Raw genomic sequence first — 11,760 nt, 5'->3', positions numbered from 1 at the left:
TCGAAGCGGGGGCCGGGACTGCGCGGCCCCGGTCAATCCGGCCGCATCTGGCGGCCGATCCCGTCGCGCGGGTGTCGTGGGGTGCTGGCGCCGCGGAAATCCTCGCGCCCCCATCGAATCCCCGGGGGCGATCGGCTGCCGATCGCGGAACCTGGCGTCAACCCCCGCAACCCGGCGACAGCGGGCGGCGGCGCATCGCGGCAATGGCGGTGCGGTGAATGGGGTGGCGGAGCGGTCCGGCGGTCTACGTCGCGGCGTCCTGGGATACCAGAGTAATCGGCGCCGCCGCCGCGGGGCAACCGGGCCCGGGGCGGCGTGTCGGCCCGGCCTTCCGGCTAACCTGTACACATGCGCAGCACGATGCAGGAAATCCCGCTTTCGGTGGCGAGGATCCTCGAGTACGGCCGCACGATCCACGCGAACACCACGGTGACCTCGTGGCATGCGGACGGCCCCGAGACCACGACCTTCGCCGCCATCGCGTCGCGCGCATCCGCGCTGGCCAACGCTCTGCGCGACGAGCTCGGGATCGACGGCGACCAGCGCGTGGGCACCCTGATGTACAACTGCGCCGAGCATCTCGAGGTGTTCCTCGGCGTCGCGTCGATGGGCGCCGTGTTCCAGCCGCTGAACCAGCAGCTGATGGACGACCAGATCGTGCACATCATCAATCACGCGCACGACGAGGTCATCGTCTGCGATCCGGCGCTGGCGGAGGGCCTGGGCCGCATGCTGCCGAAGTGCCCGGGCGTGCGCGCGGTGATCTTCATCGGCACGTCCGGCCTGGAGGAGGCCGCCGCGCACCTGCCCGCCGGCGTGCGGTGGTACTCCTACGAAGCGCTTCTCGACGGCCGGCCGTCCACCTTCGACTGGCCCGAACTCGACGAGACGCTCGGCGCGGCGATGTGCTACTCCACCGGCACCGAGGGCGCGCCGAAGGGCGTCATCTATTCCCACCGGTCGCTGTACCTGCACAGCCTGAATCTGCGCACCACCGACTCCTTCGCCATCTCCCACGGCACACCGTGGTTGTGCTGCGTGCCCATCTATCACGTGCTCAGCTGGGGCGTGCCGCTGGCGAACTTCATGTGCGGTGCACCGATGGTGTTCCCCGGGGCGGACCTGTCGGCGGCGCGGCTGGCGGAGATCATCGCGACCTCGCTGCCGCGCGTGGCGCAGGGTGTGCCGACGCTGTGGATCTCGCTGATGGTCCACTACCTGAACAACCCGCCGGAGCGCATGAGCCTGCAGGACATTTTCGTCGGCGGCTCCCCCGCCCCGCCGGCGCTGATGCGGATGTGGGAGGAGCGCTACGGCGTCGACGTCATCCACCTGTGGGGCATGACGGAGACGTCGCCGGTGGGAACCGTCGCGCGTCCCCCGTCGGGCGCGTCCGGCGAGGCGCGCCAGCGCTATCGCGTCAGCCAGGGTCGCTTCCCGGACATCATGGACTTCCGCATCGTCGACGAAGAGGGCCGCATCCTCGATCTCCACGACCGCAACCAGGGCGAACTCCAGGTCCGCGGCAACACCGTGACCGGCGCGTACTACCACTCTCCGGAGGAGGACGACGGCGGCGACGCCCACGTGTTCCGCGGCGACGAGGTGGACACGGCCCGGTCCCGATTCACCGCCGATGGCTGGCTGCGCACCGGCGACGTCGGGTCCATCACGCGCGACGGCTACCTCACCGTGCAGGACCGGGCGAAGGACGTCATCCGTTCCGGCGGCGAGTGGATCTACTCGGTGCAGCTGGAGAACCTGGTCATGGAGTCGCGGGAAGTCGTGGAGTGCGCCGTCATCGGCGTGCCCGACGAGAAGTGGGGCGAGCGTCCGCTGGCCGTCACCGTGCTGTACCCCGACGTTCCGGCCGATCGCGCCCAGGCGGAGAAGCTTCGCGACGAGCTGCGCCCGAAGCTGCCCAAGTGGATGCTCCCCGACTACTGGTCGTTCGTCCGCGACATCGACAAGACGTCGGTGGACAAGTTCGACAAGAAGGATCTGCGGAAGCATCTCGCGGCCGGGGAACTCGATGTCATCAAGCTGAAGGGCCCCGGCGAGAAGTAGGGCATTTCCCGCCCGCCCCTTCCCGCGCCCGCCGCTCCCGCCGCCTCCCGCCGCTCCCCACCGCTCCCGCCGCCTCCCGCCGCTCCCCACCGCTCCCGCCGCTCCCCGCAAAAAGACGTCCAGTGGGCAGAAAGATGTGGTTGACCACGTCTTTCCGTCCACTGGGCGTCTTTCTGGAGTTGAGCGGTGCCGGCCGCGTCTCGTACCCGGCCGTGGCGCCGCTTTCCCGGCAGTTGCTTGACGACGGCCCGTGCGCACCCCCTCCCCGCGCACCCGATTCTCGCTCCCGCCATCCGCGCTCACCCCAACCGCGTGCTCGATCCGTGCGCACCCCATGGGCGCCCGCCCCATCCACGCAAAAACCTACGTTCCGGCCAGATACTCACGTTGGAACATGAGCATCTGGCCGGAACGTAGGTATCTGCGGCTCAACGGGGCGTGGATGCCCGCCGCGGCAAGACTTCGGCGCCCGCCGCGGCGGCGGGGCCCTGGTCGAGCCCCTTCCCCATGGCCATCCCTAGCCCTCGACCTCGACCTCGACGGGGCCGGCGACGGTGAGCTCCATGACCTTGATGCCGGCCTCGCGGGCCTCGTCGAGCACCTTGTCCGGGACCTCGCCGGTGGACAGCACCAGGCAGGTCGGGCCGGCGCCGGACAGGAACGCGGCGTAACCGCGGTTGCGCAGGCGGTTGACCCACTCGGCGGTCACCGGCAACACCTCGGCGCGGTAGGTCTGGTGCAGGCGGTCGCGCGTGCCTTCCCACAGCAGCTCGGGGTGGTTGGTCAGCGCGGTGACCATGACGGCGACGCGGGAGACGTTGAAGCGGGCGTCGATGTGGCTGACGTCGCTGGGCAGCACCTGGCGCACCGCATTCGTCGACGCGTGGAACGACGGCACCAGCGCGGTGGCGCGGATGTCGGGGTGCACGTCCAGGCCCACGGCACGGTACTGCGGGGCGGTGCGGCCGTCGACGGGCTTGTCGGTCCAGCTGACGACGGCCCCGCCCAGCACGGACGCGGCGGCGTTGTCGGGATGGCCCTCGAAGACGGAAGCCTCCTGGATGACCTGGTCCTCGGACAGCGGGAATCCGCTCAGGCCGTTGGCCGCGGCGACGCCGGCGACCGCTGCGGCGGCCGACGAACCGAGACCGCGCGACTGCGGGATCGAGTTGTGGCACACGACGCGCAGGCCCGGGGCCTCCATGCCCGCGGCGCGCAGGCCGGCGCGGATGGCGCGGACGACGAGGTGCGACTCGTTGGTCGGCAACTCCTCGGAGCCTTCGCCGTGCAGTTCGACCTCGATGCCGGACTCGGTGACCTCCACCTCGACGACGTCGTAGATGGACAGCGCCAGGCCGAGGGTGTCGAAACCGGGGCCCAGGTTGGCCGACGAACCGGGCACGGTGACCCGGACCTTCTGGCCGGGCAGCAGTTCCTGCGCCATCGCTAGATGTCCATTCCCTCGATGCGGATGACGGAATTGACCTCGAGCACGGCGTCGAGCTTGGACAGCGCGTCGACGGTGGCCTCGAGCTCGCGCTCCTTGGCGCGGTGAGTGATGATCACCAGGCGCGCGCCGGGGTTGGCGCCCTCCTGGCGGACGGTGCGCAGCGAAATGCCGTGGTCGGAGAAGGTCTTGGCGACCTCGGCCAGGACGCCCAGGCGGTCGTCGACGTGGAGGTCGATGTGGTAGCGGGTGCGCACGTCTCCGAAGTCCAGGATCGGCAGGTTGGCGTAGGTGGAGTCGCCCGGGGCGCGGCCGCCGTGGACGATGTTGCGGGCGGCGGCGACGACGTCGCCGAGCACCGCCGACGCGGTCGGGTTGCCGCCGGCGCCGTTGCCGTACAGCATCAGCGAACCGGCGGCCTCGGCCTCGATGAACACGGCGTTGAAGGACTCGCGGACGGTGGCCAGCGGGTGGCGGCGCGGGATCAGCGCCGGGTACACGCGGGCGGACACGCCCTCCCTGCCGCTTTCGTCGGTCACGCGCTCGCAGGTGGCCAGCAGCTTGATGGTGCAGTCGGCGGCCTGGGCGGCGGCGATGTCCTCGGCGGTGATGGACGAGATGCCCTCGCAGTGGACGTCATCGGCGGTGACGCGGGTGTGGAACGCCAGCGACGACAGGATCGCGGCCTTCGAGGCGGCGTCGTGGCCCTCGACGTCGGCGGTCGGGTCGGCCTCGGCGTAACCCAGGCGGGTGGCCTCGGCCAGCATCTCGCCGTAGTCGGCGCCGGTGGAGTCCATGGCGTCGAGGATGAAGTTGGTGGTGCCGTTGACGATGCCGACGACCTTGTTCACCGTGTCGCCGGCCAGCGAGCGGCGCAGCGGGCCGACGATCGGGATGGCGGCGGCGACGGCGGCCTCGAAGAAGAGGTCGGCCCCGGAAGAATCGGCGGCGTCGGAAAGCTCGGCGCCGTGGGCGGCGACGAGGGCCTTGTTCGCGGTGACCACGGACTTGCCGGCGCGGAGGGCGGCGAGCACGACGCGGCGCGGGTAATCGATGCCGCCGATGACCTCGACCACCAGGTCGACGTCGTCGCGCTCGACCAGCGAGTACGCGTCATCGGTGATCAGCTCCGGATCGATGCCGGGGCGGGGCTTGGTCTTGTCGCTGACGGCGACGCCCTTGACCTCGATCGGGCCGCCGATGCGGCGCTCGAAATCCTCGGCCTTCTCGCCCAGCAGGCGCAGCACCTGCGTGCCGACGGTGCCGAGGCCGAGAATGGCCACGCCGACGGACTGCCCCTCGCCCTTGCCGGGGTTGAAGGTGGTCTCGTTGTTCGCGCTCATTGCTCTCCCGTGTGTGTTCGTCGCGTGTCCTAACCGGATTGGTACGCCGATCAGCCTACTGGTGGCCCCTCCCCCTCCGCCCGTCGGGTGAAGGGCGGGCCCGCCGTCCCCGACTTGCGGCGGGGCGGCGGGCATGTGGATTCTCAGCCCTCGAGGGCCAGGAAGTCCTCGATGGTCTCGCGCCGCATCATCGGCGTGACGGCGCCGTCGCGCACCGACACGATCGCGGGGCGGTTGAAGGCGTTGTACCGGCTCGACATCGCGTAGGTGTACGCGCCGGTGGCGGCCAGCGCCACCAGATCGCCGCGGCGGATGTCGTCGGGGTACTCCGCATCGCGGATCAGCACGTCGCCCGATTCGCAGTGGGATCCGACGATGCGCGTGGACGTCGCCGTGCCGTCGACGGTGCGGGACACCACGCGGGCGTCGTAAAGCGAGCCGTACAGGGCCGGGCGGATGTTGTCCGACATGCCGCCGTCGACGGACAGGTAGCGGCGGGAAACGCCCTCGTCGACGGTGACGTCCTTGACCGTGCCGACCTCGTACACCGTGACGGTGCCCGGGCCCGCGATGGCCCGGCCCGGCTCGACCAGCACCGACGGGGCCTCGATGCCCAGCTCGGCGGCCGTCTTGGCCACCGCGGTGAGCAGGTCGTGGGCGACCTCGTCGACGTCGAGCGGCTGCTCGTCCTCGGTGTAGGCGATGCCGTAACCGCCGCCGAGGTCGAGCTCCGGCAGGATCACGCCGAGCTCGTCGTGGATGCGCGAGTACAGCTCCAGCACGCGGTCGGCGGCGGCCGTGAAGCCCTGCGCGTCGAAGACCTGCGAGCCGACGTGGCAGTGCAGGCCGACGAGCTCCAGGTTGGCGGCCTTCACCGCGGCCTCGGCGGCGCGGTAGGCCGACCCGGACGCCAGGGAGAACCCGAACTTCTGGTCCTCGTGGCTGGTGGCGATGAACTCGTGCGTGTGGGCCTCGATGCCGGGCTTGACGCGGATCATCACGTGCTGGGCGCGGCCGGCCTCGCCCGCGATGGCGTCGAGGCGCTCGAGCTCCTGGTCGCTGTCGAGCACGACGTGGCCGACGCCCTCGTCGACGCAGGCGCGCAGGAAGGCGTCGTCCTTGTTGTTGCCGTGCGCGGTGATCCGGGCGGCCGGGAAGTCCGCCATCAGCGCGATGCGCAGCTCGTTTTCGGAGGCCACGTCCAGCGACAGGCCCTCCTCCTCCACCCAACGGGCGATGGTGCGCGTCAGAAACGCCTTCGATGCGTAATGCACGTGCTCCGGGCCGCCGAACGCGCGGGCCATGTCGCGGCAGCGCGAACGGAAGTCGTCCTCGTCGACGACCATGACCGGAGTGCCGAAGCGCTCGGCGATGTCCGTCAACGCCACGCCGGCGATGGACACGACGCCGTCGGCGCCGCGGGCGGCATTGCGGGGCCACACGTGGGCCGGCAGGCCGTTGAAGGCGGCGGTGGCACCGGTCGTGGCGGTGGCGGCGGGATTCTTGTCCGTCATGCGCTACATCCTCTCCGGGGCGGTGACGCCGAGCAGGCCCAGGGCGTTGGCCAGCGTCTGGCGCGTGGCCTCGGCCAGGCCCAGGCGGGCGGCGTGCAGCGGCTCGGCGGTCTCGCCGGCCTTCGGCAGGATCTGGCAGGCGTCGTAGAAGCGGTGGAACACGCCGGCGAGCTGCTCGGCGTAGCGGGCGACGCGGTGCGGCTCGCGCAGCTGCGCGGCGGCGGTGACCACGGCGGGGAACTCGCCGAGGGTGCGGATCAGCTCGCCCTCGCGATCGTGGACGAGCAGGCCGAAGTCGGCGCCCTCGGAGGTCACGCCCGCCTCGGCGGCGCGGCGCGCGATGGAGCTGATGCGCGCGTGGCCGTACTGGACGTAGTACACCGGGTTGTCGTTGGACTGCGACGCCCACAGCGCCAGGTCGATGTCCAGCGAGGAGTCGACCGACGAACGGATCAGGGAGTAGCGGGCGGCGTCGATGCCGATGGCCTCCACCAGGTCGTCGAGGGTGATGACGGTGCCGGCGCGCTTGGACATGCGCACGGCCTCGCCGTCGCGCAGCAGGTTGACCATCTGGCCGATGAGCACCTCGACGGCGTCGGCGTCGTAGCCCAGCGCCGCCGCGGCGGCCTTCAGGCGGGCGATGTAACCGTGGTGGTCGGCGCCGAGCATGTAGATGCACAGGTCGAAGCCGCGGTCGAACTTGTCCTTCGCGTAGGCGATGTCGCCGGCGATGTAGGCGGCGTTGCCGTCCGACTTGATGACCACACGGTCCTTGTCGTCGCCGTAGTCGGTCGACTTCAGCCACCACGCGCCGTCGTGCTCGTAGAGCTTGCCGTCGTTCTTCAGCTGCGCCACGGCCGACTCGACGGCCCCGGACTCGAACAGCGAATTCTCGTGGAAGTAGACGTCGAAGTCGGTGCCGAATTCGTGCAGGGACTCGCGGATGTGGGCGAACATCAGCTCCACGCCGGTGGCGCGGAAGGTCTCCTGCACCTCGGCGTCGGTGCCGGAGAGCACGTCGGGGTTCTTCTCGATGACCTGCGCGGCGATGTCGGCGATGTAGCCGCCGCCGTAGCCGTCCTCCGGCGTCGGCTCGCCCTTGGCGGCGGCGACGAGGGAGCGGGCGAAGCGGTTGATCTGCTCGCCGTGGTCGTTGAAGTAGTACTCGCGGGTCACCTGCGCGCCACGGGCCGACAACACGCGGCCCAGCGCGTCGCCGACGGCCGCCCAGCGGGTGCCGCCCAGGTGGATCGGCCCGGTGGGGTTGGCGGAGACGAACTCCAGGTTGACCTTGGTGCCGGCGTAATCGTCGCCATGGCCCCACTTCTCGCCGGCGGCGAGGATCTCCGAGACGATCTTGCCCTGCGCCGCCGAGCCCAGGCGGATGTTGATGAAGCCCGGGCCGGCCACCGACGCCTCGTCGATGCCGTCGGTCGCGGCGAGCTTGTCCACCAGCCAGCCGGCGACGTCGCGCGGCTTCGCTCCGGCGCGACCGGCGGCCTGCATGGCCACGTTGGTGGCGTAATCGCCGTGCTCCGGGTTGCGGGGGCGCTCGACGACGACGTCGTCGGGAAGCACCGACGGGTCCAGGTCGTTTTCGGTGAAGACGTCGACGGCGAGGCCGCGGATCAGGGCGGCGAGTTCGGCTGGAGTCATGGTTGCACATCCTAGCGGGTGCGCCGGACCTCGCTTTACGACGGTCGAACGTCCCCGAACACCGCTCTCTGAATCGTTTCCGACGTTACTTTCCGGGCGTAGACTCGGCCCCGAATCAGCCCACCACCCCAGGAGCCCACATGAAGGTCGCGCTTTTCGCCACCTGCGTCGGCGACGTGATGTTCCCCTCCGCGGTCCAGGCCACGGCCGCGGTCCTCACCCGCCTCGGCTGCGACGTCGTCTTCCCCGAGAAGCAGACGTGTTGCGGTCAGATGCACGTCAACACCGGATACCAGGAAGAGGCGCTGCCGCAGATCGACACCTACGCGGACGCCTTCTCCGATCCGTCCATCGATTACGTGGTCGCCCCGTCCGGCTCCTGCGCCGGCGCCGTGCGCCACCAGCACCCCATGATCGCCTCGCGCTTCGGCACCGCCGCCCAGGCCGCGGTGGCCAAGACCTGCGCGAACAAGACGCTGGACCTCTCGGAGTTCATCGTCGACGTCGCCGGCGTCACCGACGTCGGGGCCTACTTCCCCCACCGGGTGACGTACCACTCCACGTGCCACAGCCTGCGCGTCCTCCACGTCGGCGACCGGCCGCTGAAGCTGCTGCGCGCCGTCGAGGGCATCGACCTGGTCGACCTGCCCGGCGCCGAGGAATGCTGCGGCTTCGGCGGCACGTTCAGCGTGAAGAACGCCGAAACCTCCGCGGCGATGGTCGCCGACAAGGTCACGGCCGTCGAGTCCACCGGCGCGGAGTTCGTCACCGCCGGCGACGCCTCCTGCCTGCTCAACATCGGCGGCAAGCTCCTCAAGAACGGCTCGCCGGTCCACTCCCTTCACATCGCCGAAATCCTCGCATCCACCCGGCGCCGGCCCTATGAGGTGCCGGCCGACCACGGCGCCGCGGGCGTCGCAAAGCAAGGGGGCGCGCGATGAGCCCCGTGAACCTGGGCCTGCCCACTCCCCCGCGCGCACCGGCCGGCGTCGGCCATCTGCGCGGCGAGGAGGGCTTCACCGCCGCCGCGCACCACGAGCTGCGCAACGGCCAGCTGCGCGCCAACCTGCGCAACGCCACCCACACCATCCGCGGCAAGCGGGCGGCCGTCGTCGGCGAGAAGGAGGATTGGGAGGCGCTGCGGCTGGCGGGGTCGGCGATCAAGCGCGACGTCATGGCGCGGCTGCCGGAGCTGCTCGAGCAGTTCGAGGAGGCCGTCACCGCCCGCGGCGGCCACGTCCACTGGGCGCGGGACGCGGCGGAGGCCAACGCGATCGTCACCGATCTGGTGCGCGCGACCGGCGAAACCGACATCATCAAGGTCAAGTCCATGGCCACGCAGGAGATCGGGCTCAACGAGGCGCTGGCCGACGCCGGCATCTCCGCCCGCGAGACGGACCTCGCCGAGCTCATCGTGCAGCTCGGCGACGACAAGCCGTCGCACATCCTCGTGCCCGCCATCCACCGCAACCGCGACGAGATCCGCGACATCTTCCGCCGCGGCATCCCCGGCGTCGACCCGGACTTGGGCAACGAGCCGGCGGAGCTGGCGGAGGCGTCGCGGCGGTTCCTGCGCGACCAGTTCATGTCCGCGAAGGTCGCCATCTCCGGCGCCAACTTCGGCGTCGCCGAGACCGGCACCGTCACCGTCGTCGAATCCGAGGGCAACGGCCGCATGTGCCTGACGCTGCCGGAGACGCTGATCACGGTGATGGGCATCGAGAAGCTGCTGCCTCGATTCGAAGACCTGGAGGTCTTCCTGCAGCTGCTGCCGCGGTCGTCGACCGGCGAGCGCATGAACCCGTACACCTCGATGTGGACCGGCGTCACCGATGGCGACGGCCCGACCGAGTTCCACATCGTGCTGCTGGACAACGGCCGCACCGCCACGCTGGCCGATCCCATCGGCCGCGAGGCGCTCAAGTGCATCCGCTGTTCGGCGTGCCTGAACATCTGCCCCGTCTACGAGCGCGCCGGCGGCCACGCCTACGGCTCGACGTACCCCGGGCCGATCGGCGCGATCTTGTCCCCGCAGCTGACGGGCATGGATTCGGCGAAGGACCCCAACGCCTCGCTGCCCTACGCGTCGTCGCTGTGCGGCGCGTGCTTCGAGGTGTGCCCGGTGCGCATCGACATCCCGGCCGCCCTGCTGGAACTGCGCCACCAGAAGGTCCGCGACCACCGCCCGCCGGTCGAGGGCAAGCTCTTCGGCCTCATGGGCTGGGTCATGGGCGGCCCGCGCCTGTGGGACATGGCCGTTAGGTCGGCGTCGCTCATCCGCGTCCTGGGCCTGCGCGACGGCGAAATCCACCGCCTGCCCCTGTTCCTCTCCGGATGGTCCGACGCCCGCGACACCCCGGTGCCGCCGAAGAAGCCCTTCCGGTCCTGGTGGGGCTCCGATTCCGCAAGGGCTTTGCTTGACGACGAAGCCGCGCACCCCGTCCCGTCCCGCATTTCGGGCGACGCGGGCGAAAACGACGAGAACACCGAGGTGGAGGACCGATGAGCGTCGCAAAGCAGGAGATCCTGGATCGCATCCGCGAGGCGCACGCGCGGTCCGCGGAGGGGCGAGTCATCTCCGAGGGCGCCGACATCGACGCGGGCGTGCCCGGCGAGGCGTACACGGTGCCGCGCGACTACATCCGCGGTCGGGAAACCCCGGGCGCGGAGTTGGTGGAGCTGCTGGTCGACCGGCTGGTCGACTACCGCGCCGAGGTGATCCGGTGTTCGGCGTCCGTCGGCGGTTCCGGCGGGATCGGCGAAGCTGTGGCGGCGGTGCTGGCCGAGCACGGCGTCGACCGCGTGGGCATTCCCGCCGGCCTCGATGAGGCGTGGCTGGGCGATTTCGGCGCCGACCGCGGCGACATCGTCGTCGACGAGCCGGGATTGTTCGCCCCGACCGAGCTCGACGCGCTCGATGGCGTGGTGACCTCGTCTGCGGTGACCTCCGCCGAGACCGGCACGATCTTCCTCGACGGCTCCCCCACGTCCGGCCGCCGGGCGCTGACGCTGGTCCCCGACCTGCACGTGTGCGTCGTGCCGGTGGAATCGATCGTCGACGGCGTGCCCGAGGCCATCTCCCGCCTCGAGCCGACTGCGCCGATCACCATGATCTCCGGGCCGTCCGCGACGTCCGACATCGAGCTCAACCGCGTCGAGGGCGTCCACGGCCCGCGCACGCTCGTGGTCGTCATCGCCGGGTGACCGCACTCCGGCTCAGCCCCGACCAGGACGCGAAAAAGTCCCGCACCAACTGGTGCGGGACTTTTCTCGGTGCCCCCGATAGGAGTCGAACCTACGACCTTCGGTACCGGAAACCGGTGCTCTATCCACTGAGCTACGGAGGCGTGCGCCCTTGCGGGCAACGTCCGATACTTTAGCACCGCCCCACGCGGAACGGCGAAAGGCCCGGTCGGCCGAGCCTCGCGAGCCGAAAAACTACGCCTCCGGGATCACGAGCCACAGGCCCAGGTAGAGGATCAACGCGACCGGCGCGACCGTGAGGCCGAGGATCGCGAAGATCACGCGCAGCGCGGTGACGTTGAAGCCGGTGGCCTCCTCGATGCCGCCGCACACGCCGGCGATCCACTTGTTGGAGTGGCTCCGGCGGACGGGACGGCCCGCCGCGCGGTCGATCGACTGGGAAATCTGCTGCTGGTTGAAGAAGCCGTTCTTGTCCATGTTCGCCATGCCCCCGTTATACGGGACAACGACATTCACCGCAGTACGCCGC

General features: G+C 70.5%; 9 protein-coding genes and 1 tRNA gene. 4 read left to right on the top strand and 6 right to left on the bottom strand.

Annotated elements, in window-relative coordinates; genetic code table 11:
- Nucleotides 1–348: 348 nt before the first annotated feature.
- Nucleotides 349–2,067 (top strand): long-chain fatty-acid--CoA ligase, encoded by a 1,719-nt coding sequence (locus GX015_RS10365; RefSeq protein ID WP_291344955.1) that lies wholly within the window; start codon nt 349–351, stop codon nt 2,065–2,067.
- 517 nt (nt 2,068–2,584) lie between these two features.
- On the opposite strand, the gene thrB is transcribed toward GX015_RS10365, so the two are convergent.
- From thrB to argS, 4 genes are all read right to left on the bottom strand, one after another.
- Nucleotides 2,585–3,511 carry a homoserine kinase gene (gene thrB, locus GX015_RS10360; RefSeq protein WP_291344953.1) on the bottom strand — a complete coding sequence of 309 codons (927 nt, stop codon included), beginning with the start codon at nt 3,509–3,511 and terminating at the stop codon, nt 2,585–2,587.
- A 2-nt stretch (nt 3,512–3,513) separates the two neighbouring features.
- On the bottom strand, nt 3,514–4,857 hold the full coding sequence (locus GX015_RS10355) for a homoserine dehydrogenase (protein ID WP_291344951.1): 1,344 nt from the start codon (nt 4,855–4,857) through the stop codon (nt 3,514–3,516).
- Between the two features lie 143 nt (nt 4,858–5,000).
- Nucleotides 5,001–6,371 carry a diaminopimelate decarboxylase gene (lysA, locus tag GX015_RS10350; protein ID WP_168937273.1) on the bottom strand — a complete coding sequence of 457 codons (1,371 nt, stop codon included), beginning with the start codon at nt 6,369–6,371 and terminating at the stop codon, nt 5,001–5,003.
- 3 nt (nt 6,372–6,374) lie between these two features.
- A complete protein-coding gene (gene argS, locus GX015_RS10345; protein ID WP_291344948.1) occupies nt 6,375–8,027 on the bottom strand; it encodes an arginine--tRNA ligase in 1,653 nt (550 codons plus the stop codon).
- A 140-nt stretch (nt 8,028–8,167) separates the two neighbouring features.
- Between argS and GX015_RS10340 the strand changes: the two genes are divergently transcribed.
- Genes GX015_RS10340 through GX015_RS10330 form a run of 3 tightly spaced genes read left to right on the top strand, consistent with a single transcriptional unit; the run spans nt 8,168 to nt 11,231 of the window.
- Nucleotides 8,168–8,968: a (Fe-S)-binding protein gene (locus GX015_RS10340; RefSeq protein WP_168937275.1), complete on the top strand. Its 801-nt coding sequence runs from the start codon at nt 8,168–8,170 to the stop codon at nt 8,966–8,968.
- A complete protein-coding gene (locus GX015_RS10335) occupies nt 8,965–10,533 on the top strand; it encodes a lactate utilization protein B (RefSeq protein ID WP_291344945.1) in 1,569 nt (522 codons plus the stop codon). Before GX015_RS10340 ends, GX015_RS10335 begins: the two co-directional genes overlap by 4 nt.
- Entirely contained in the window at nt 10,530–11,231 is a 702-nt protein-coding gene (locus tag GX015_RS10330; RefSeq protein ID WP_291344943.1) for an LUD domain-containing protein, read from the top strand. The genes GX015_RS10335 and GX015_RS10330 overlap by 4 nt, the downstream gene beginning before the upstream one ends.
- A 70-nt stretch (nt 11,232–11,301) precedes the next feature.
- Here GX015_RS10330 and GX015_RS10325 read toward each other — a convergent pair.
- Nucleotides 11,302–11,374: transfer RNA gene (locus GX015_RS10325), tRNA-Arg, on the bottom strand.
- Nucleotides 11,375–11,465: 91 nt separating this feature from the next.
- Nucleotides 11,466–11,717, bottom strand: a complete 252-nt coding sequence (locus tag GX015_RS10320) for a PspC domain-containing protein (RefSeq protein WP_291344941.1) — start codon at nt 11,715–11,717, stop codon at nt 11,466–11,468.
- Nucleotides 11,718–11,760 lie beyond the last annotated feature (43 nt).

This window comes from Corynebacterium sp., assembly GCF_012837295.1.
Taxonomy (GTDB): domain Bacteria; phylum Actinomycetota; class Actinomycetes; order Mycobacteriales; family Mycobacteriaceae; genus Corynebacterium.
Note: the sequence above shows the minus strand (reverse complement) of the source record. Positions and strands in the feature narration are given on the sequence as shown.